29 protein-coding genes are annotated in these 22,334 nt (G+C 36.6%); 28 read left to right on the top strand and 1 reads right to left on the bottom strand.

What is annotated here, in order from left to right:
* Positions 1–208: 208 nt before the first annotated feature.
* The 5 genes from LB888_RS04505 (at position 209) to LB888_RS04485 (ending at position 5,149) form a co-directional block, all read left to right on the top strand.
* Positions 209–1,123, top strand: coding sequence for an ABC transporter permease (locus LB888_RS04505; protein WP_245631302.1), 915 nt, complete (start codon positions 209–211; stop codon positions 1,121–1,123).
* Positions 1,120–1,920: an ABC transporter ATP-binding protein gene (locus LB888_RS04500; RefSeq protein WP_078755462.1), complete on the top strand. Its 801-nt coding sequence runs from the start codon at positions 1,120–1,122 to the stop codon at positions 1,918–1,920. Before LB888_RS04505 ends, LB888_RS04500 begins: the two co-directional genes overlap by 4 nt.
* Positions 1,921–1,934: 14 nt before the next feature.
* Positions 1,935–3,392: an SLC13 family permease gene (locus tag LB888_RS04495; protein WP_318753749.1), complete on the top strand. Its 1,458-nt coding sequence runs from the start codon at positions 1,935–1,937 to the stop codon at positions 3,390–3,392.
* A 13-nt stretch (positions 3,393–3,405) separates the two neighbouring features.
* Positions 3,406–3,684 carry a chorismate mutase gene (locus LB888_RS04490; protein ID WP_318753748.1) on the top strand — a complete coding sequence of 93 codons (279 nt, stop codon included), beginning with the start codon at positions 3,406–3,408 and terminating at the stop codon, positions 3,682–3,684.
* 181 nt (positions 3,685–3,865) lie between these two features.
* Entirely contained in the window at positions 3,866–5,149 is a 1,284-nt protein-coding gene (locus tag LB888_RS04485; RefSeq protein ID WP_311920616.1) for a uracil-xanthine permease family protein, read from the top strand.
* Positions 5,150–5,230: 81 nt separating this feature from the next.
* Here LB888_RS04485 and LB888_RS04480 read toward each other — a convergent pair whose 3' ends face one another.
* Positions 5,231–5,857: a hypothetical protein gene (locus tag LB888_RS04480; RefSeq protein ID WP_318753747.1), complete on the bottom strand. Its 627-nt coding sequence runs from the start codon at positions 5,855–5,857 to the stop codon at positions 5,231–5,233.
* A 194-nt stretch (positions 5,858–6,051) separates the two neighbouring features.
* On the opposite strand from LB888_RS04480, the gene LB888_RS04475 reads away from it, so the two are divergent.
* From LB888_RS04475 to rplX, 23 genes are all read left to right on the top strand, one after another.
* Complete coding sequence (locus tag LB888_RS04475) at positions 6,052–6,930, top strand: branched-chain amino acid ABC transporter permease (protein ID WP_078755549.1); 879 nt, start codon at positions 6,052–6,054, stop codon at positions 6,928–6,930.
* Between the two features lie 9 nt (positions 6,931–6,939).
* Positions 6,940–7,908, top strand: a complete 969-nt coding sequence (locus LB888_RS04470) for a branched-chain amino acid ABC transporter permease (RefSeq protein ID WP_078755467.1) — start codon at positions 6,940–6,942, stop codon at positions 7,906–7,908.
* Complete coding sequence (locus LB888_RS04465; protein ID WP_318753746.1) at positions 7,905–8,681, top strand: ABC transporter ATP-binding protein; 777 nt, start codon at positions 7,905–7,907, stop codon at positions 8,679–8,681. The genes LB888_RS04470 and LB888_RS04465 overlap by 4 nt, the downstream gene beginning before the upstream one ends.
* A complete protein-coding gene (locus LB888_RS04460) occupies positions 8,681–9,385 on the top strand; it encodes an ABC transporter ATP-binding protein (protein ID WP_318753745.1) in 705 nt (234 codons plus the stop codon). Before LB888_RS04465 ends, LB888_RS04460 begins: the two co-directional genes overlap by 1 nt.
* Positions 9,386–9,392: 7 nt before the next feature.
* Positions 9,393–10,040: a CBS domain-containing protein gene (locus LB888_RS04455; protein ID WP_276647353.1), complete on the top strand. Its 648-nt coding sequence runs from the start codon at positions 9,393–9,395 to the stop codon at positions 10,038–10,040.
* A 225-nt stretch (positions 10,041–10,265) separates the two neighbouring features.
* Positions 10,266–10,682 carry a 30S ribosomal protein S12 gene (gene rpsL, locus LB888_RS04450; protein ID WP_078755471.1) on the top strand — a complete coding sequence of 139 codons (417 nt, stop codon included), beginning with the start codon at positions 10,266–10,268 and terminating at the stop codon, positions 10,680–10,682.
* A gap of 52 nt (positions 10,683–10,734) precedes the next feature.
* Complete coding sequence (gene rpsG, locus LB888_RS04445) at positions 10,735–11,205, top strand: 30S ribosomal protein S7 (protein WP_066124410.1); 471 nt, start codon at positions 10,735–10,737, stop codon at positions 11,203–11,205.
* A 101-nt stretch (positions 11,206–11,306) separates the two neighbouring features.
* A complete protein-coding gene (fusA, locus tag LB888_RS04440; protein ID WP_318753744.1) occupies positions 11,307–13,397 on the top strand; it encodes an elongation factor G in 2,091 nt (696 codons plus the stop codon).
* Between the two features lie 128 nt (positions 13,398–13,525).
* On the top strand, positions 13,526–14,713 hold the full coding sequence (tuf, locus tag LB888_RS04435; RefSeq protein WP_318753743.1) for an elongation factor Tu: 1,188 nt from the start codon (positions 13,526–13,528) through the stop codon (positions 14,711–14,713).
* A 301-nt stretch (positions 14,714–15,014) separates the two neighbouring features.
* Positions 15,015–16,241: a mechanosensitive ion channel gene (locus LB888_RS04430; RefSeq protein WP_318753742.1), complete on the top strand. Its 1,227-nt coding sequence runs from the start codon at positions 15,015–15,017 to the stop codon at positions 16,239–16,241.
* A 290-nt stretch (positions 16,242–16,531) separates the two neighbouring features.
* Positions 16,532–16,840, top strand: coding sequence for a 30S ribosomal protein S10 (rpsJ, locus tag LB888_RS04425; protein WP_066124402.1), 309 nt, complete (start codon positions 16,532–16,534; stop codon positions 16,838–16,840).
* Between the two features lie 25 nt (positions 16,841–16,865).
* On the top strand, positions 16,866–17,501 hold the full coding sequence (gene rplC, locus LB888_RS04420; protein WP_318753741.1) for a 50S ribosomal protein L3: 636 nt from the start codon (positions 16,866–16,868) through the stop codon (positions 17,499–17,501).
* A gap of 26 nt (positions 17,502–17,527) precedes the next feature.
* Entirely contained in the window at positions 17,528–18,151 is a 624-nt protein-coding gene (gene rplD / locus LB888_RS04415; RefSeq protein WP_318753740.1) for a 50S ribosomal protein L4, read from the top strand.
* The gene (locus LB888_RS04410; RefSeq protein WP_071407915.1) at positions 18,151–18,447 is read left to right on the top strand and encodes a 50S ribosomal protein L23; all 297 of its coding nucleotides are present in this window, start codon (positions 18,151–18,153) and stop codon (positions 18,445–18,447) included. Before rplD ends, LB888_RS04410 begins: the two co-directional genes overlap by 1 nt.
* Before the next feature lie 36 nt (positions 18,448–18,483).
* Entirely contained in the window at positions 18,484–19,314 is an 831-nt protein-coding gene (gene rplB, locus LB888_RS04405) for a 50S ribosomal protein L2 (RefSeq protein WP_066124395.1), read from the top strand.
* Positions 19,315–19,356: 42 nt separating this feature from the next.
* Positions 19,357–19,638, top strand: coding sequence for a 30S ribosomal protein S19 (gene rpsS, locus LB888_RS04400; protein ID WP_066124393.1), 282 nt, complete (start codon positions 19,357–19,359; stop codon positions 19,636–19,638).
* 16 nt (positions 19,639–19,654) lie between these two features.
* The gene (rplV, locus tag LB888_RS04395) at positions 19,655–20,011 is read left to right on the top strand and encodes a 50S ribosomal protein L22 (protein ID WP_066124391.1); all 357 of its coding nucleotides are present in this window, start codon (positions 19,655–19,657) and stop codon (positions 20,009–20,011) included.
* Positions 20,012–20,014: 3 nt separating this feature from the next.
* Positions 20,015–20,668, top strand: coding sequence for a 30S ribosomal protein S3 (gene rpsC / locus LB888_RS04390; protein WP_078755475.1), 654 nt, complete (start codon positions 20,015–20,017; stop codon positions 20,666–20,668).
* 3 nt (positions 20,669–20,671) lie between these two features.
* Positions 20,672–21,106, top strand: coding sequence for a 50S ribosomal protein L16 (gene rplP / locus LB888_RS04385; RefSeq protein WP_066124386.1), 435 nt, complete (start codon positions 20,672–20,674; stop codon positions 21,104–21,106).
* Positions 21,096–21,290, top strand: coding sequence for a 50S ribosomal protein L29 (rpmC, locus tag LB888_RS04380; protein ID WP_066124384.1), 195 nt, complete (start codon positions 21,096–21,098; stop codon positions 21,288–21,290). The genes rplP and rpmC overlap by 11 nt, the downstream gene beginning before the upstream one ends.
* A gap of 27 nt (positions 21,291–21,317) precedes the next feature.
* Positions 21,318–21,584, top strand: a complete 267-nt coding sequence (rpsQ, locus tag LB888_RS04375; protein WP_066124382.1) for a 30S ribosomal protein S17 — start codon at positions 21,318–21,320, stop codon at positions 21,582–21,584.
* A 32-nt stretch (positions 21,585–21,616) separates the two neighbouring features.
* Positions 21,617–21,985 (top strand): 50S ribosomal protein L14, encoded by a 369-nt coding sequence (gene rplN, locus LB888_RS04370; RefSeq protein ID WP_318753739.1) that lies wholly within the window; start codon positions 21,617–21,619, stop codon positions 21,983–21,985.
* A gap of 26 nt (positions 21,986–22,011) precedes the next feature.
* The gene (gene rplX / locus LB888_RS04365) at positions 22,012–22,314 is read left to right on the top strand and encodes a 50S ribosomal protein L24 (protein ID WP_066124377.1); all 303 of its coding nucleotides are present in this window, start codon (positions 22,012–22,014) and stop codon (positions 22,312–22,314) included.
* Positions 22,315–22,334 lie beyond the last annotated feature (20 nt).

Here is a 22,334-nt window from a genome sequence, read left to right as displayed (position 1 = left end):
AAAAGTTGTGCATAAGTTGAGAGAATTATGAAATAAAAGGAAAAATCTCAAATCGATATTGAAACTTAATCCACAAATGATTTACAATAAAACATAGAATATAAAACTTTTTTATAGATAGCACAGCTACCAAAAATAAAAACAGCTTCGTTTTTTGTGTTTAAGTTATTAAATGAATGATTTACTATGTGAAAGAAGGAAAAAAGAAATGTTGGAAATTATTACATCGAGTTTTACACAAGGTGTTGTCTGGGCCGTTATGGCTTTAGGCGTTTATATTACCTTTCGCTTGCTTGATATAGCTGATTTGTCTGCGGAAGGGAGCTTTCCTCTTGGTGCGGCTATTTGTGCTACCTTAATCACCAGTGGGGTACACCCCATTTTTGCAACCATTGCGGCTTTCTTTGGAGGCGGCTTAGCCGGAGTGGTTGCAGGGTGGATTCATACGAAATTAAAAATCCCTGCTCTATTGACCGGTATTTTACTGTTAACCGCGTTGTATTCCATTAATTTACATGTGATGACCGGCCGGCCTAATATAGCTTTATTGGGTCAATCAACCTTATATTCAATAGTTCAAGAAGCGACGGGATGGAGTAAAAATTTTAGTGTAACCGTGGTAACTTTATTAATTTTGGCAGTTATTATTATTTTACTAGTGACCTTTCTAAATACAGAGATTGGCTTAGCCTTAAGAGCCACTGGGGATAATGAAACGATGAGTTCGGCCAATGGCATTAATACTAAAAGAATGAAAACTTTAGGTTATATGCTAGGTAATGGGTTAATTGCGTTAGCAGGAGCATTGGTTGCTCAAAAAGATGGATTTAGTGATATTGGTATGGGAATCGGGACGATTGTCATTGGCTTGGCTTCTATTATTGTGGCTGAAGTCATCTTACCTAACAAACCGCTTGCTATTCGTATGATTTCGCTTATTTTAGGAAGTTTTGTGTATCGCTTAATCATTGACATCATTTTAAATCAGCAATTGATCAGTATTCGCGCAACAGACTTAAGATTATTCTCAGCAATCTTACTAACAATTGTGTTATATCTACCTGAGTTTCAAAGAAATCAGTTACAGAAAAAAGGTATTGCTAATGGAGGTCGTTCAAAATGAGTCAATTAGTTTTAAATAATATTCACAAAACTTTTGGGATGGGAACCGTGAATGAAAACCATGTTTTGAAAGGAATTGATTTAACCTTAGATAAAGGTGATTTCGTAACGGTTATCGGAGGCAATGGGGCAGGTAAATCTACTTTGCTTAATACCATTGCGGGTCATCATATTCCTGATCAAGGAACGATTATGATTGGAGAGGCGGATATCACTACTTTATCAAACCATCAAAGAGCTAATAAAATAGGCTATGTGTTTCAAGACCCTAAATTGGGGACGGCACGTCGTTTAACGATTCAAGAAAATATGGCACTAGCAAACCGTAGAGGGTTAAATCGTGGTTTATCATGGGGCGTAAAACGATCTGAACGCGAATTTATAAAAAATAAATTATCGTCTTTAGGTTTAGGGTTGGAAAATCGGTTAAATACAGATGTCGAATTTTTATCAGGTGGTCAAAGACAAGCCTTAACATTATTGATGGCCACCTTAAGAGAACCAGAATTATTATTGTTAGATGAACATACGGCTGCCTTAGATCCTAAAACGAGTGAAATGGTGTTAAACCTAACCGATAAAATAATTGCCGAACAGAATTTAACTGCCTTAATGATTACGCATAATATGGCGGATGCGATAAAATATGGCAATCGATTGATTATGTTACATCATGGAAAAGTCATTTTGGATGTTAAAGAGCATGAAAAGAAAAACATGACCGTGATTGATTTATTAGATTTATTTAAGCAACATAGTGGCGAAGCAGTAACTTCAGATGCAATGCTGTTAAGTTAGGAGAATCAAAACATATGAAAAAGAATAGTTTATTGCAAAAACTGGTTCTATTATTAAGTTTGATTATTTATTTAACCATTTTGGGTAATCAATACTTCAGTTGGAATTTATTAGGAATGAATCCGTTGACCCTTTCTATGTTAGGTATTTTTATCAGTAGCCTATTATTGTGGTTATTTATCGCAATTGATTGGCCAAGTCTCTTATGTTTATTTGGGATGGCTTTAATACCAGAAGTTGGATTCACAAAAATATTACCACTTTCTTTTGGTAATATAACCTTCGCATTTTTATTATTTACATTTTTATTGACCTATTCCTTGGAGCAAACTTATTTTATTAAACGAGTGACTGCATGGGCTCTTCACAGTCGATGGGCTCAAGCCTCCTCTTGGAAACTATTGATTGCCTTTTATTGTGTTATGTTATGTTTAGGCAGTTTTATTTCGCCGACTATTTTGTTTATGATTGCGTATCCTATTTTTGAAGAATTGGCTCATCAGTTCGGATTTGATAAAGGGAATCGCAATGCTGCGATTATGCTTTTTACATTATATACCACTATTGCAATAGGGACTGCAATGACACCGATTAATCATGTGTTTGCGATAACGGCCATTGGTTTGTATGAAGCTGCTTTTAAGGCTTCGATAAGTTATTTTCAATACATGATGATTGGTATTCCGACAGGTATCTTTATTTTTATCTTTTTATTAATTTTTATAAAATATGTTTGGAAATTAGAATTAGCAGAAGTCACAAGTCAACGTCTTGAATCACTAAAAAGTATTCCTAAAATGTCACGTGAAGAAAAATGGATTGTGACGGTTTTTGCAATGGTCGTAGCGATGTGGTTGTTACCAGAATTATTTGTGATGATTCTGCCTGGGCTTTCAGCTTTTTTTAAACAAGCAGGGATTGTGTTCCCGCCTTTAATGGGCGTGATTATGTTAGCAGTGATACGAATTTCAGGCAAACCGTTACTTGATATTAACAAGGCTATGAAAGAAGGCGTTTATTGGCCAAGTTTACTATTGGTGGCAGCCACTTTAGCGTTGGGGAGTATGCTCGCTAATGAGAATGTTGGGATTGTAGCACTCTTAAATAATGGGATATCTCCTATCTTTAATAATTTGTCAGGATTTGTAGTAGTATTAATTTTTGTTATTTGGGCAGGTTTGCAAACAAACCTAAGTTCCAATTTGGTTACCGTATCGGTTGTATCGGCAGTGGCCATTGCATTGGCTAATTCTTTGGATTTTAGCGCTAATTCAGCTTTAATTGCGGTATTTATTGGATTTATGTCATCGATGGCGATGATGACCCCACCAGCGATGCCTTATGTAGCCATTGCGATTGGTGAAAGATGGCTTACAAGTCGCCAGGCATTAATTATTGGTTTTTGGATACTGGTGGTGACGATTTTAAGCTGTATGTTAGTAGGATACCCAATAGGCAGTGGAATATTATGAAAGTAGGGATTGAATGTTAGAGCAACAACGTGCTGAAATTGATCGAATTGATCGCCAACTCGTTAAATTATTTGAAGAACGCATGAAAGTGGTCGAAGAAGTCATTGAGATAAAAATAGAATTGAATATGGATATACTTGATTCAAGTAGAGAATCAAAAGTAATTGAAACAGCAGTTAGTCGATTAGAAAACCCTGAACTAGCAAGTGAAACGCGCGAATTTTTTAGCGAGTTAATGAGTATATCCAGAAATTATCAGGCAAAAATCCGTCAAAATAAATTAAATTATTAATTGGACTAGTCAAGCTTTTGAATATATGATACACTATTGGAGATTTAAGGACTTTAAGGTGTACCGAGAGTATACTAAGGCTACATGTTAGTTAGCGATATTAGATCGTTAAAGCCCTTAAGCCAAAAATAAGGGCTATTTTTGTATGCATTTTTACGAAAATAGCGGAAAAGAGGGAAAGATGGAGACATCAACAAACAAACCATTATTATTAGACGTTCATGAAAAGCCGGCCTTTTTACCTGGAGTGTTGCTTAGTTTTCAACATGTATTTGCAATGTTTGGCGCAACAATTCTGGTGCCTTTAATACTGGGGATGTCAGTTTCTACCGCTTTATTTGCGAGTGGTATCGGGACGCTGATTTATATCTTTGCAACTAAAGCGCAAGTTCCAGTTTATCTTGGCTCATCATTTGCTTACATATCAGCCATGGCGATAGCAAAGGAAGCAATGGGTGGTGAAATAGATGCAGCTCAAACAGGGATTATGTTGGTGGGGATTGTCTATGTTTTAACGGCTGTATTAATTAAAAAAATTGGTAGCGAATGGGTTAATCGTATTCTTCCACCAGTCGTAATTGGTCCAATGATTATGGTAATTGGATTGGGATTAGCGAATTCAGCCGTAACCAATGCAGGGTTCGTTAAAGATGGTGATTGGCGCAATATTGTGGTTGCTTTGATGACATTTGGCGTATCAGTTCTGATTACTATCAAAGGCAAAGGCTTTATTAAAGTCGTACCTTTCTTAATTGCTATTATCGTAGGATACCTTTTTGCGATTGTTTTCGGATTAGTAGATTTTACTCCAGTGGTTAATGCCAATTGGCTAGCTATTCCTGACATAAGTTTACCTTTCGCGACTTCTTTTTCGAGTCTAAAACAATATAATCTTTATTTTGGACCAGAAGCTTTGGCAATTTTACCGATTGCTATCGTAACAGTTGCCGAACATATCGGCGATCATATCGTATTAGGAGAAATTACTAATCATGACTATGTTCAAAAACCTGGATTACACCGAACATTAATTGGTGATGGGGTAGCAACTTTTGTGTCAGCCTTAATCGGTGGACCAGCTAATACAACCTATGGTGAAAATACTGGCGTTATTGGTATGACTAGAATAGCGAGTGTGTCAGTTATTCGAAATGCCGCCGTAATTGCGATTATCTTAAGTTTCTTTGGTAAATTTACAGCCTTAATTTCAACCATTCCTAATGCGGTATTGGGTGGAATGGCCATCCTTTTATATGGGGTTATTGCAAGTAATGGATTAAAAGTCATGATAAAAGCAAGAACGAATTTTAATCACTCACGTAATCTTATTATTGCTAGTGCAATGTTAGTCATTGGTTTAGGTGGGGCTGTTTTAGAATTAGGATCAGCTTTAACCATATCAGGGACCGCTTTAAGTGCTATTGTCGGAGTTATTTTAAATCTAGTCTTACCAGCAGAAGATTAATAAAAAACAATAGACATTTTCTATTTGTCGCTATCTTAAGTTAGCGCGGTAGAAAATGTCTATTTTTGTATTTAGTATGATTCAGCGATGTCGCATTAAAATAAGCGCTGCTGCAATAGGGTCGAGTGGTAAACAAAGCTGTTCGAGGCTTTGAAGATTATAGAGTTTTAAACGATCTTGTTTTTGTAGCCAATCAATTAAAAGTGATTTGATAATAGGGATGGTTTTAACAACTCCCTCTACCTCAAAATGTAAGGTAGCGGCTAATGTTAAAGGAAACCAAGCAATGAGATTGAGTAATGATTGATGGATAATATATTCAGGCTCATCTTCGTGGATTACTAATAATTCATTACTTTTTAGTTGTTCTAGTCTCGTTTGTTGATGAAAAGAGTAGTGGTGAGAGAGTTTATGAAAATTTACAGGGAAATTATGATTTAGAAAAGATAATAACTCGTTAAAATATGATTGGCTTTCTATAATGAGATTTTGTTGGTAAGCAGTGACGATTTTAAAAATAGAACCGCTTAAAAAATCAACAGGTATTGAGTGGGATGGGTCTAGTAATTCTCGCTCAATAATTTTAGCATAAACCTCCAAGGTTTGTTTTAGTAGTAGATGTGTTGGAATCCCTATTTTGGATTGTGTCCCTTGCAACAAAGGATGAGTACTAATAGTGACAGCACAATTAACGATATGATGCGACATTCTCTAACCTCCTTAGGAAAACGTTTACTTTATTGTAATAAATTTAACAAAGGAAGTCTAGTCAGGAATTAATGACATGAAAAGGGTTTATTCCTTAAAAATGATAAAGTTTCTCATAATTCGATTGAATTAATTGCCGTTTTAAGGTATACTCCAACTACAAATTAAATTATAGTAAGAAGGGGTTAATGATTATGCAATTATTTATGCAACAACTCATAAACGGAATTGCCCTGGGGAGTATTTACGCGTTGGTCGCCTTAGGTTATACCATGGTTTATGGAACCATTAAATTAATAAACTTCGCTCACGGCGACATCTATATGGTGGGAGCTTTCTTTGGATATTATTTGGTCAGTGTTTTACAAATGAATGTTTATTTAGCGATGATTGTCGCAATGTTCTTTTGTGCCATTTTAGGAGTGGTGATTGAACGGATTGCGTATAAACCGCTGAGAAATTCAACACGTGTGGCAGCCCTCATTACTGCAATTGGTGTATCATATTTACTGCAAAATTCAATGATTTATTTCGTGGGACCTGAAGTTAAGGCCTTTCCAAGTACCGTTACGAACCAAATTTATAGAGTGTTCGGATTGGTAATTAATTCTAAACAAATACTTGTTTTTATCACAACCGTTATTTTTATGGTTTTATTACAAATCATTGTGAAATATACCAAGATGGGAAAAGCAATGCGTGCAGTAGCGGTTGATGCAGAAGCAGCTCAATTAATGGGCATCAATGTCGATCGGGTGATTTCTTTTACGTTTGCTCTTGGATCTGGTTTAGCAGGAATTGCGGGTGTATTAGTTGGTGTTTATTATAACTCAATTATCCCGACGATGGGGATTACGTATGGATTGAAAGCTTTCGTGGCAGCGGTGGTAGGTGGAATCGGTAGTATTCCCGGTGCGATGGTTGGTGGTTATTTGATTGGCTTATTAGAAACGATTGTAACTTTCTTAGGATGGTCAACTTATCGTGATGCGGCTGTTTATGGATTATTAATTGTTATATTATTAGTATTACCTTCTGGATTATTCGTTAAAAATGTGAGAGAGAAAGTTTAGGTGGTCAAGATGCAAAGATTACATTTAAAAAATATCATATGGTTACTGACCGCAATTTTAGGATTTGTATTATTGTCATTTTTAGTCAATAGAGGCATTATTAATCGTTTTTATCAAATTACCCTGGTTACTATTATGCTGAATATTATTTATGCTGTTGGACTAAATTTAGTCTTAGGAATTGCAGGGCAATTTTCTTTAGGACATGCTGCTTTTATCGCAATCGGTGGCTACTCCAGTGCCATCATTAGTAAATCATTCGAAAATAGTTTAATCGGCATGTTTGTAGGAATGGGGATTGGTGTTGTTTTATCTATTTTACTAGCTTTAATAGTAGGTATTCCGACATTAAGATTAAAAGGTGATTATTTAGCTATTGCGACTTTAGGTGTTGCAGAAATTGTTCGGGTAGTCATTAACAATATGAGAGATTTAACCAATGGGCCAGCAGGAATTAGTGGAATCCCTCTCGTTACAACATGGCAATTAGTTTATTTCTTTTTAGTTATAACGACCATATTTATTCTTAATTATGTCTATAGTAGTGCTGGGCGTGCGACAATGGCTATACAACAAGATGAAATTGCCGCTGAAGCAATGGGGGTTGATGTTACAAAATATAAAGTGCTAGCATTTGTCATTGGGGCAATCACCGCCAGTATCGCAGGGGCATTACAAGCGAATTATATTGGTATTGTGACGCCGAGTGATTATACTTTTGCTAAATCAATTGATATTTTAATTATTGTGGTGTTTGGTGGAATAGGTAGTTTTACCGGTACCTTTGTAGCCGCCATTATTCTAGGAGTATTAAATGTATTTTTACAAGATTTTGGCCAATTAAGAATGATCATTTATGGATTTGCGGTTATTTTAATCATGATTTTTAGACCTGGTGGTTTGTTAGGAACTTCAGAATTAAGAATCGGTCAAATAGTTGCTAATTTGTTTAATCGTCGTAAGGAGGTAGCTAAATGAGTTTATTAGAAGTAAATCAGTTGACTAAAAATTTTGGTGGTTTAGCAGCAGTCTCCAATGTATCGATGCATTTAGAAAAAAATGAATTAGTGGGACTTATTGGACCTAATGGGGCAGGTAAAACGACGTTTTTTAATTTGTTAACTGGCGTTTATGTGCCAAGCGAAGGCGAAGTGAAAATGCATACCCACCAAGGGGAGAAAATACTAAATGGACTAAAACCGGATAAAATAAGCAGTTATGGTTTAGCTAGAACATTTCAAAATATTCGTTTATTCAAAGATCAATCTGTAATTGAAAATGTCATGGTCGCCATGAATCGTGAACAAGGCAATTCGCTATTTTCAACGATCTTTAGAACCAATCAATACTACCAGACAGAAGTAAACTTAAGAGCCGAAGCAATGGAACTATTGAAGATTTTCAATTTAGATCAGTTAGCAAATGAAAAAGCAAAAAATCTCGCTTATGGACAACAGCGCCGATTAGAAATTGTTCGAGCGTTGGCGACTAAACCTAAAATTTTATTTTTAGATGAACCAGCGGCTGGAATGAATCCTAATGAAACCGCAGAATTGACCGAATTAATTGCACAAATTAGAAAGCAGTTTGATTTGACGATTGTTTTAATTGAACATGATATGTCATTAGTGATGAAAATCTGTCAAAGAATATATGTATTGGAGTATGGACGTTTAATCGCTCATGGTACTCCTGAGGAAATTAAACAGAATCCTGATGTTATCAGAGCTTACTTAGGAGGTGACGAATAATGCTTGTTGTAAATGATTTAGTTGTCAATTATGGTATGATTAAAGCAGTAACACAAGTTTCGTTTGAAGTTAAAGAAGGCGAAATCGTCACCTTAATCGGAGCAAATGGTGCTGGAAAGTCAACTATATTGAGAACAATCTCTGGATTGGTAAAACCTGCTTCGGGCTCAATGGTGTTTAACAATAGTGACTTGCTTAAAATGAGTCCACAAAATATTGTAAAAAATGGCCTAATACATGTGCCAGAAGGGCGTCACGTATTTAAAGGAATGACTGTTAAGGAAAATTTAGAAATGGGTGCTTTTCTAAGAAAGGATAAAGAAAACTTAGCGCAGGAAGTAGAAGAGGTTTTTGAGCGATTCCCAGTTCTTAAAGAGAGAATTAATCAAGATGCGGCGACCTTATCAGGTGGTGAACAACAAATGTTAGCCATGGGAAGAGCGTTGATGTCAAAACCAAAATTACTATTATTAGATGAACCATCAATGGGTCTAGCTCCGATTTTTATCCGAGAAATATTCAATATAATAACGGAAATTAATAAAAAAGGCACGACCATTTTATTAATCGAACAAAATGCCAAAATGGCTCTGTCCATTGCCGACCGAGGTTATGTTTTAGAAACAGGCAAAATTGTTTCAAGTGGAGCAGGTCAAGAGTTATTAGCAAGTGATGAAGTTCAAAAAGCCTATTTAGGAGGTTAAGTTAACGATGTATGTAAAAAATTATATGACCACCAATTTGATTGTGATTGGACCGGAAGCATCCATGATAGATGCAAATGATTTAATGAAGCAACATAATATTAATCGTTTGCCTGTAGTAGAAAATGAGCGTTTAGTCGGACTCATTACCCGCAGTATTATTGCTGAAAATTCACCATCAGGTGCGACAAGTTTAAGTAAGTTTGAACTCAATTATCTATTGGATAAAACAAAAGTGAAAGATATTATGGAAAAACAGGTTATCCAAATATCACCTGATCATCTGCTTGAAGAAGCAGCTGTCATTATGCGCAATTCAAATATTGGGGTATTAGTGGTAAGTGAAAACAACCAGATAAAAGGAATCATCACGGATAAAGATATTTTTAGAGCCTTTGCTGATATCTCAGGCTATAATATTCCAGGTTCTAGTGTCGTAGTGGCAGTGCAACAAGATCGTCGAGGGGTTATTGAGGAGATAGGTGATGCATTATTAGAATCAGATTCTAACCTGACAAACTTAGTGGTGTATCATACAGAGGATGGGATTCGAGTCGTTATTCACATTGATAGTGATAATCCTAGTGATTTAGTTGAAAAACTAAAAAATCGAAATTTAATCGTCAATTCAGTCCAAGTTAAAGAAATGGAATAGAAAAATGAGCATTTTTGCTCATTTTTCTGTTTTTTTAGTTGACGGCGCCTATAATTTATGATAAATTTATGTAGGTGTTTTTAATGACAGATTCCTGAATACCAGTCGTGCTGACTGCTTAAAAACCCTATCACTAGGAGGCAACAAAGGTTGCTGTAAATTTTTTATTCAAAAATGACACACTTGGATGTGTGGACTAAGATTTTAAGAGAGGAGGACCTTTAAATGCCAACAATTAATCAATTAGTTAATAAACCACGTAAGTCAAAATCAACTAAATCAAATTCACCGGCTTTAAATAAAGGTTACAACAGTTTCAAAAAAACCCAAATAGATACATTCTCACCTCAAAAACGTGGTGTTTGTACACGTGTGGGTACTATGACACCTAAAAAACCTAACTCAGCATTACGTAAATATGCCCGTGTTCGTTTATCAAACTTAATGGAAGTTACAGCTTATATCCCAGGGATTGGCCATAACTTACAAGAACACAGTGTGGTTTTAATCCGTGGCGGTCGTGTTAAAGACTTACCAGGGGTACGTTACCACATCGTTCGTGGTGCTTTAGATACAGCAGGGGTTAATAACCGTGCTCAAAGCCGTTCAAAATACGGTACTAAAAAACCTAAATCTAAATAATCAATTAAAATAGAGACTTAAATAAATACAATTTCAGAAAGGAGGATTTTGAATGCCTCGTAAAGGAGCAATCGCTAAACGTGAAGTTTTAGCAGATCCAATTTATAATTCAAAATTAGTTACCCGTACAATTAACCGTTTAATGGTTGATGGAAAACGTGGTAAAGCTGCAACAATCTTATATTCAGCTTTCGATATTATCCGTGAACAAACAGGCCAAGATCCATTAGAAGTTTTTGATCAAGCAATTGAAAACATTATGCCATTATTAGAAGTTAAAGCTCGTCGTGTCGGTGGTGCCAACTTCCAAGTACCAGTAGAAGTTCGTCCAGAACGTCGCTATACTTTAGCTATCCGTTGGTTAGTGAACTACTCACGTCTACGTGGTGAAAAAACAATGGAAACTCGTTTAGCTCGTGAAATCATGGATGCTGCCAACAATACAGGTGCTTCAGTTCGTAAACGTGAAGACACACATAAAATGGCAGAAGCAAATAAAGCATTTGCACACTACCGCTGGTAAGATTTTTATGTTAGAATTTTTAATGACAGCATTTTATTTAATGGTAAAATGCAGTCATTTGTTGACATCTACTCAGAAAATGAAAGAGGGGTATATTTCAGATGGCAAAACGAGAGTTTTCTCTTGAAAAAACACGTAATATCGGTATCATGGCTCACATCGATGCTGGTAAGACAACAACGACAGAACGTATCTTGTACTATACTGGTCGTATCCATAAAATTGGTGAAACTCATGAGGGTGGAGCTCAAATGGACTGGATGGAACAAGAACAGGAACGTGGTATTACCATTACTTCAGCTGCAACAACAGCTCAATGGAACAACCATCGTGTAAACATTATCGATACTCCAGGACACGTGGACTTTACTGTCGAAGTAGAACGTTCATTACGTGTATTGGACGGTGCGGTTGCATTATTAGACGGACAATCAGGTGTAGAACCTCAAACTGAAACAGTTTGGCGTCAAGCAAGTGCGTATAATGTTCCTCGTATTGTATTCGTCAATAAAATGGATAAAACCGGTGCTGACTTCTTATATTCAGTAGGAACAATCCATAACCGATTACAAGCGAATGCTCACCCTGTTCAATTACCTATTGGTGCTGAAGATAACTTCAGAGGTATCATTGATTTATTAAATATGAGAGCTTACGTATATAATAACGATTTAGGTACTGATATCGAAGAAATTGATATACCTGAAGAATACCAAGAATTAGCAGAAGAATGGCGTGGTAAATTAGTTGAAGCTGTTGCTGAAACAGATGAAGATTTAATGATGGCTTACCTTGAAGGTGAAGAGCTTGACGTGCCAACATTAAAAGCAGCCATTCGTAAAGCAACTGTAGCAGCAGAATTTTATCCAGTATTCTGTGGTTCAGCTTTCAAAAACAAAGGGGTTCAATTATTACTTGATGGTGTAATTGATTATTTACCTGCACCAGTCGATATTCCTTCAATTAAAGGAACTTTACCTGATACTGGTGAAGAAGTAGAACGTCATGCAGATGACTCAGAACCTTTCTCTGCTTTAGCATTTAAAGTTATGACAGACCCATTCGTTGGTCGCTTAACATTCTTCCGTGTTTACTCTGGAACTTTAGAAGCAGGTTCATACGTTAAGAACTCTACTAAAGGGAAACGTGAACGTGTAGGACGTATCTTACAAATGCACGCTAACTCTCGTCAAGAGATTGCAGAAGTATTCTCTGGAGACATTGCTGCAGCAGTAGGATTAAAAGATACAACGACTGGTGACACTTTATGTGATGAAAAAGAAGAAGTTATCTTAGAATCAATGGAATTCCCAGAACCAGTTATTGAAGTTGCAATTGAACCAAACTCAAAAGCAGATCAAGATAAAATGGGGATTGCTTTACAAAAACTATCTGAAGAAGATCCAACATTCCGTGCATCAACTAACCATGATACAGGACAAACAATCATCGCTGGTATGGGTGAGTTACACTTAGATATTATTGTTGACCGTTTGAAACGTGAATTTAAAGTTGAAGCAACTGTAGGTGCTCCACAAGTTTCATATCGTGAAACTTTCCGTGGTACTACTCAAGCAGAAGGTAAATTTGTTCGTCAGTCAGGTGGTAAAGGACAATACGGTCACGTATGGATTGAATTTACACCAAATGAAGAAGGTAAAGGATTCGAATTCGAAAACGCGATTGTTGGTGGGGTTGTTCCTCGTGAATATATTCCTGCAGTCGAAGCCGGCTTGAAAGATGCAATGGAAAACGGTGTGTTAGCTGGTTTCCCATTAGTTGACATTAAAGCTAAATTGTATGATGGATCATACCACGATGTCGATTCATCTGAAACAGCCTTTAAAGTAGCAGCGTCAATGGCGTTGAAAGCAGCTGCGAAAAAAGCTAATCCATCTATTTTAGAACCAATGATGGCAGTAGAAATTACCGTTCCTGAAGAGTACTTCGGTGATGTAATGGGTCACATCAACGCTCGTCGTGGACGTGTTGAAGGTTCAGAAATTCGTGGTAACGCACAAGTTGTTAAAGGAATGATTCCTTTAGCAGAAATGTTTGGATATGCAACTACATTACGTTCATCAACTCAAGGACGTGGTACATTCTCAATGACATTTGATCACTATGAAGATGTTCCTAAATCAATTGCTGAAGAAATCATTGCAAAATACGGTACTAAATCAGCTGAATAAGCCTGAATTAGCACACTAAAATCTAGAAGAACTGTATTATTGAAATTATGGTCCTTTCTAGGTATAATAATTATGATAGATTAATCATCTATAAAAATAGAACTCATTCTTAGGAGGAATTAACTAAAATGGCAAAAGAAAAATTTGACCGCTCAAAACCACACGTTAACGTTGGTACATTAGGACACGTTGACCACGGTAAAACAACATTATCAGCAGCAATCGCAACTGTGTTAGCAAAACAAGGATTCGGAAAAGCTCAAGCTTACGACCAAATCGATAACGCTCCAGAAGAAAAAGAACGTGGAATCACAATCAACACTTCTCATATCGAGTATGAAACAGCTAACCGTCACTACGCTCACGTTGACTGCCCAGGACACGCGGACTACGTTAAAAACATGATCACTGGTGCTGCTCAAATGGACGGTGCAATCTTAGTAGTTTCTGCAGCTGATGGTCCAATGCCTCAAACACGTGAACATATCTTATTATCACGTCAAGTAGGTGTTCCTTACATGGTTGTCTTCTTAAACAAAGTTGACATGGTTGACGATGAAGAATTATTAGAATTAGTTGAAATGGAAGTTCGTGATTTATTATCTGAATACGAATTCCCTGGAGACGACGTTCCAGTAATCGCTGGTTCAGCTTTAAAAGCTTTAGAAGGCGAAGAACAATATGAAGCTAAAGTATTAGAATTAATGGAAGCTGTAGATACATACATTCCAGAACCAGTTCGTGATACTGAAAAACCATTCATGATGCCAGTTGAAGATGTGTTCTCAATCACAGGTCGTGGTACAGTTGCTACTGGACGTGTTGAACGTGGACAAGTTAAAGTTGGTGACGAAGTTGAAATCGTTGGTATTGCTGAAGAAATTAGCAAAACAACTGTAACTGGTGTTGAAATGTTCCGTAAATTATTAGATTACGCTGAAGCTGGAGATAACATTGGTGCGTTATTACGTGGTGTTACACGTGAACAAATCCAACGTGGTCAAGTATTAGCGAAACCAGGAACAATTACACCTCATACTAAATTCGAGGCAGAAGTTTACGTGTTATCAAAAGAAGAAGGTGGACGTCACACTCCATTCTTCGCTAACTACCGTCCTCAATTCTACTTCCGTACAACTGACGTTACAGGTGTTGTAGAATTACCAGAAGGTACAGAAATGGTAATGCCTGGAGATAACGTAGCAATGACAGTTGAATTAATTCACCCAATCGCGATCGAAGATGGAACTCGTTTCTCTATCCGTGAAGGTGGACGTACTGTTGGTGCAGGTACTGTTACTAAAGTTGTTCAATAATTTTAATTAAATTATATAGGTGATTGATTTAGGTCAATCACCTTTTTTTACGCTTAAAGTTGAATCTCTCTGTAATGAGGAGGCACTTTCTTTATTGATACTAAAAACAAAAAGCTCTATTTCAAATGGTGTGGGTCAAAAAAATGACTCTGTTCACCCACACCAAAATGTATAGACATAAACAAAATTCGAATTAATAATTTCTTGCATCATGATTGAATATTTATAATTAAAACATGAGACGACTAGCAATTTATTGTTGGTATTGATATAATTGTTGAAGTTAGAAAGGAGCACCTATATGAAAATAAATGAACTATTTAATAAGATATATTCTGCATTACCAGGTCTTTTGGGCGCTGCCCTACTGTTAGTCATAGCCTTATTTATGGCTTTTTTAGCAAAAAAATTAACTACAAAAGGATTGGATAAAGTAGAGTTTGATAGCAAATTGCAAAAATGGGGAATGGCGAAGAATGACGAGGAATCGAACATCTTTATTGAAACAATAGGTTCTCTGGTATATTTTGTGACCATTCTATTATTTACACCTTTCATATTTACTGGCTTGAATTTATCTGGTGTAGCGGACCCTATTATTATAATGTTAAATAAATTTTGGGATTTTATCCCTAATTTACTAGTATCCGTGATGATTATTATCATCGGATCCTATTTATGTAAATTTATCAAAAAATTAAGTCGCAATTTATTCGAAGGAATTGACGTTGATCGTTGGTATAGAAAGTTAATCGGACAGCAGGAAACAGCAGAATTTGTAACAGAAACTCGGTTAGCTGATGTTTTATCTTCTATTATATATGTTTTAATTTACATCCCTATCATCACGGTAGCTCTACAAATATTAGGTGTATCGACCATCTCAGATCCCATTGTATCTGTTCTGAATCAAATTGTGAGTGTCATACCGAATGTATTGGCTGCGGTAGTTCTTGTAATCATTGGTAATTTTATTGCTAAATTGGTCGCTGACTTAATTGAGAGTATGTTAAAAACTTCAGGTATTGATAAATATTCTCAATATTTAAACTTTAAAGGCGAAACGAGTATTTTGATTTCAAATGTATCGGCTCAAATTATTCAAGCGGTATTGATGATATTTTTCATGGTTGAAGCCATTTCGGTTCTACAATTAGATGTATTAAACTCAATTGGCAATTCAATTATTGCCTACCTTCCTGCTGTGGTGAGCTCAGTTATTATCTTAGCAGTTGGGATCATTGGAGGGAATGTTTTAGCTACATTTTTAGCGAAAGTATCGGGCAGTAAATTGTTTGGAGAATTCATTCGATACGGTGTTATTATCTTTGCTGTTTTCATGACCTTGGATCAATTAAAATTTGCACAGACGATTGTCAATACTAGTTTTACCATGTTGCTCGGTGCATTTGCGGTTGCTTTTGCTTTAGCGTTTGGATTGGGTGGTAGAGACTTTGCGGCCAAGCAACTTGAAAAAGCAGATCGAGCTTTAAATAATGAAGCGGATCAGAATGAAGAGAATGAATAAATCAAGTAGAATAAGCCGATTAAAGGCTTATTTTATTTGATTAAAATTGAAAACGAAAACAAAAAAAGTTTAAAAAAGGCCTTGCTATTATACGTTGTTTTCCGTATAATAATAGCTGTGCCTATTTATAGGGATTATTATGCTCTAAAACAGGCCCCCTTATATAAGAGGGAAGACGGCAATGAAGCGAGAGGTTGTGACACACTAGGGTGAGTTGCCACGGCTTAGTTTAGTCAGAAATTCTTGTGGAGCAAGTCATATTAATTAAATTTGACGAAGGAGGAAACAAAATGGCAAAACAAAAAATCCGTATTCGTTTAAAAGCATATGAACATAGAGCTTTAGACGTATCAGCGAACAAAATCGTAGAATCAGCACAAAGAACAGGAGCGAAAACAGCTGGACCAATTCCATTACCAACTGAACGTTCTTTATATACTGTTATTCGTGCAACACATAAATACAAAGATTCTCGTGAGCAATTTGAAATGCGTACACACAAACGTTTAATCGACATTATTGAACCAACTGCTAAAACAGTAGATGCATTAATGAAATTAGACTTACCAAGTGGTGTGGACGTAGAAATTAAATTATAAAAATAAAACAAACGGAGGTGTACTCATGACCAAAGGAATCTTAGGAACAAAAGTAGGGATGACGCAATTCTTCACTGAAAATGGTGAATTAATTCCAGTGACTGTTGTCGAAGCTGCTCCAAACGTAGTTTTACAAGTAAAAACAGTTGAAACTGACGGATACGAAGCTATCCAATTAGGATATGATGATTTACGTGAAGTATTAACAAACAAACCTGCTAAAGGTCATGTAGCAAAAGCAAATGCTACTCCTAAGCGCTTCATTCGCGAATTTCGTGATGTTGAGCTTGGAGAATATGAAGTAGGGCAAGAAATCACAGTAGAAACATTCGCGGTGGGTGACATCGTCGATGTAACAGGAACATCTAAAGGGAAGGGTTTCCAAGGTGCAATTAAACGTCACGGCCAAAGTCGTGGACCAATGGCACATGGTTCTCGTTACCACCGTCGTCCTGGATCAATGGGTATGGCATCAGATGCTTCTAAAGTATTTAAAGGTAAAAAATTACCAGGACAAACTGGTGGCGAACGTGTAACAATTCAAAACTTAGAAATTGTTTCAGTTGACGTTGAAAACAATGTTATCTTAATTAAAGGTAATGTTCCAGGAGCTAAAAAATCTTTAGTAGAAGTTAAACAAGCTATTAAATCAGTTAAATAATATTGAGGAAGGAGGAACGAGATAAAATGCCAAAAGTTACATTATTTAAACAAGATGGTTCTACAGCGGGAGAAATCGAATTAAACGAAGCTGTCTTCGGTATCGAACCAAACGAAGGAGTTATGTTCGATGCGGTTATTATGCAACGTGCATCATTACGTCAAGGAACACACGCTGTGAAAAATAGAAGTGCAGTGCGTGGTGGAGGACGTAAACCATGGAGACAAAAAGGGACTGGTCGTGCGCGCCAAGGTTCTATTCGCTCACCACAATGGGTTGGTGGAGGAACTGTATTTGGTCCAACACCTCGTTCATATAGTTATAAATTACCAAGAAAAGTTCGTCGTTTAGCTTTACAATCTGTGTTATCACAAAAAGTATTAGACGGCAAATTAATTGTAGTTGATTCATTACAATTTGACGCACCAAAAACAAAAGAGTTCAACCAATTCTTAAATAACATTAATGTTGACTCTAAAACTTTATTAGTTTTAGAAGGAGAAAACACTAATGCGTTTTATTCAGCTCGTAACATCAATACTGTTAAAGTCATTGACGACAATAACGTTAACGTATTAGATGTCATGAATTACGATACAGTAATTCTTACACAAGCTGCACTTTCTACAGTAGAGGAGGCTTTAGCATAATGCAATTATCAGAAGTGATTTTACGTCCGGTTATTACTGAGCAATCAATGCGCTTAATGGATGAAAATAAATATACTTTCGAAGTTGATCGCCGCGCAGACAAACCTTATATTAAACAAGCGGTTGAAGCAATGTTCGAAGGAGTTAAAGTTGCTAAAGTAAACACTGTTAATGTTGATGGTAAATTAAAACGTATGGGCCGCTACCAAGGCTTCACCCGTAAGTATAAAAAAGCTATCGTAACATTAACACCTGATTCAAAAACAATCGAATTATTTGGCTCAGAAGCTGAATAATAATTAGTAAATATAGTAAAATAGGAGGGCATTTAAGTGGCTATTAAACATTACAAACCAACCTCTAATGGTCGTCGTAATATGACAGGCTACGATTTCTCAGAAATCACAACTTCAAAACCAGAGAAATCTTTATTAACTAGTCAAAAACAAAAAGCTGGTCGTAACAGTCAAGGTAAAATCACTGTTCGTCACCACGGTGGCGGTAACAAACGTGCATACCGTGTTATTGACTTCAAGCGTAATAAAGACGGTGTTGTTGGTACAGTTGCAACAATCGAATACGATCCAAACCGTTCAGCAAACATCGCTTTAATCCATTATGAAGATGGAGTGAAGACTTATATCCTTGCTCCAAAAGGTCTTAAAGTAGGACAAAAAATCCAATCTGGAGACGATGCAGATATCGTAATCGGTAACGCTTTAACATTAGCAAACATTCCAGTAGGTACAGTTGTTCATAACATCGAATTAAAACCTGGTAAAGGTGGACAATTAATTCGTTCAGCTGGTACAAGCGCACAAGTATTAGGACATGAAGGTAAATATACTTTAGTTCGATTAAATTCAGGTGAAGTACGTATGATTTTATCTACTTGTCGTGCAACAGTAGGTACAGTAGGAAATGAACAACACGAATTAATTAACATTGGTAAGGCAGGTCGTTCTCGTTGGTTATCTAAACGTCCAGAAGTACGTGGATCTGTAATGAACCCTAATGATCACCCACACGGTGGTGGTGAAGGTCGTGCGCCAATCGGTCGTCCAGCACCATTAACTCCTTGGGGTAAAAAAGCTCTTGGTATGAAAACTCGTGATGCTAAGAAAAAATCTAGCAAGTTAATCATTCGTGGTCGTAAAAAATAATAAATAGACAGTTTCGAAAAAATCGAAGGGAGGCTACACACTGTGAGTCGTAGTTTGAAAAAAGGACCTTTCGTTGATGCCCATTTAATGAAAAAAGTTGAAGAGCAAAACGAAAGCAGTAAAAAACAAGTAATTAAGACATGGTCTCGTCGTTCTACAATCTTCCCTAATTTTATTGGGTTAACTATTGCAGTATACGATGGACGCAAACATGTACCAGTGTATGTACAAGAAGATATGGTTGGTCATAAATTAGGCGAATTCGTACCAACTCGTACATATAGAGGTCATGCTGCCGATGACAAAAAGACTAAGAAACGTTAATTAAGGAGGAACTAAGATGTCAGAACAAATTACATCTGCAAAAGCAATCGCAAAAACAGTTCGTATTGCGCCTCGTAAAGTTCGTTTAGTAGTCGATCTTATCAGAGGTAAAAAAATTGGAGAAGCAATGGCTATTTTAAAATATACGCCAAAATCAGCATCTCCAGTAGTTGAAAAAGTTTTAAAATCTGCAATCGCGAACGCTGAACATAATTATGATTTAGATTTAGAAAACTTATATGTAAGTGAAGCTTATGTTAACGAAGGACCAACTATGAAACGTTTCCGTCCACGTGCAAAAGGATCAGCTTCACCAATTAACAAACGTACAAGCCACATTACAATCGTGGTATCAGAAAAAGAGGAGGCTTAATTAATGGGTCAAAAAGTACATCCAATTGGTATGCGTGTAGGCGTAATCCGTGATTGGGATGCTAAATGGTATGCAGATAAGCAATATGCAGACTTCTTACACGAAGATTTACGCATCCGCGAATTCTTATTAAGCAAATTATCAGAGGCCTCTGTATCAACTATCCAAATTGAACGCGCATCTAATCGTGTAGTTGTTTCAATTCATACTGCTAAACCAGGTATGGTTATCGGTAAAGGTGGTTCAGAAGTCGATGCAATTCGTGCTGAATTAAATAAATTAACAGGCAAAAAAGTTCACATTAACATTGTTGAAATTAAAAAACCTGAGTTAGATGCAAAATTAGTTGCAGAAGATATCGCAAAACAATTAGAAAACCGTGTTGCATTCCGTCGTGCACAAAAACAAGCAATCCAACGTGTTATGAAAGCTGGAGCACAAGGAGTTAAAACAATGGTTTCAGGACGTTTAAACGGAGCAGATATGGCTCGTACAGAAATGTATTCTGAAGGAACTGTTCCTTTACATACATTACGTTCAGATATCGACTATGCTTGGGAAGAAGCAGATACAACATATGGAAAATTAGGAGTTAAAGTATGGATTTGCCGTGGTGAAATCTTACCACAACGCAATACTGAGAAAGGAGGGAACTAATCAATGTTAGTACCAAAACGTGTAAAACACCGTCGTGAGTTCCGTGGGAAAATGCGCGGAGAAGCAAAAGGTGGAAAAAATGTAGACTTTGGTCAATATGGATTACGTGCAACAGAATCTTCATGGATTACCAACCGTCAAATTGAAGCAGCACGTATCGCGATGACAAGATTTATGAAACGTGGTGGGAAAGTATGGATCAAAATCTTCCCTCACAAATCTTATACATCTAAACCTATCGGAGTTCGTATGGGTTCTGGTAAAGGGGCACCTGAAGGATGGGTTGCACCAGTTAAACGTGGCAAAATCTTATTTGAAATTGCTGGGGTAAGTGAAGAAGTTGCACGTGAAGCATTCCGTCTAGCGTCTCACAAATTACCTGTCAAAACAAAATTCGTAAAACGTGAAGAATATGGTGGTGAATCGAATGCAAATTAAAGAAATTAGAGAATTATCCACTGCTGAAATGGTAGCGAAAGAACAAGAATTCAAAAAAGAATTATTTAACCTTCGATTCCAATTAGCTACAGGACAATTAGAAAACACTGCCCGTTTACGTCAAGTACGTAAATCTATTGCTCGTATCAAAACAGTCTTGCGTGAGCAAGAGTTGTCTAAGTAACCACAGGCAAAAGGAGGCATATAAACAATGACTGAAACACGCAATCAACGTAAAGTATACCAAGGTCGTGTCGTGTCTGACAAAATGGATAAAACCATCACAGTTCAAGTAGATACTCGTAAAACACACCCTAAATATGGTAAACGTGTAAAATACTCTAAAAAATATAAAGCACATGATGAATTAAACAGTGCAAAAGAAGGCGACATCGTACGTATCATGGAAACTCGTCCATTATCTGCTACGAAACGCTTCCGTTTATTAGAGATTGTTGAAGAAGCAGTAATCATCTAATATACAGTTAATCTGGAAGGAGGAAATCGAAAATGATTCAAACAGAAAGTCGATTAAAAGTTGCCGACAACTCAGGTGCACGTGAAGTTTTAACAATAAGAGTTTTAGGTGGATCTGGTCGTAAAACAGCTAATATCGGTGACGTAATTGTTGCGTCGGTAAAACATGCAACACCCGGTGGAGTTGTTAAGAAAGGTGACGTTGTTAAAGCTGTAATCGTTCGTTCTAAATCAGGAGCACGTCGTAAAGATGGTTCTTATATCAAGTTTGACGAAAATGCTTGTGTAATTATTCGTGATGATAAGAGCCCTCGTGGTACTCGTATCTTTGGTCCAGTTGCACGTGAATTACGTGATAACAACTACATGAAGATTGTTTCACTAGCTCCAGAAGTTCTGTAATACTAAACGAAGGAGGAAACCAAATTATGCGTATCAAAACAGGCGATAAAGTTCAAATTATAACTGGTAAAGATAAAGGTAAACAAGGTACAGTATTAAAAACTTTACCAAAGAAAGATCAAGTTGTAGTTGAAGGCTTAAATCTTGCTAAAAAACATGTTAAACCATCACAGACTGGTACAGGCGGAATCGAAGAATTCCCAGCACCAATTCACGTATCTAATGTTAAATTAGTAGACTCTAAAGGAGAGGCTACTCGTGTTGGATACCGCTTCGAAGATGGTAAAAAAGTTCGTTATTCTAAAAAATCAAACGAAACAATTAACTAATCTAAGAAGGGAGGAAAAAT

It is taken from the genome of Globicatella sp. PHS-GS-PNBC-21-1553 (assembly GCF_033564055.1).
GTDB classification, from domain to species: domain Bacteria; phylum Bacillota; class Bacilli; order Lactobacillales; family Aerococcaceae; genus Globicatella; species Globicatella sulfidifaciens.
The sequence above is the reverse complement of the archived record's forward strand: the minus strand, read 5'-3'. Positions and strand labels throughout refer to the sequence as shown.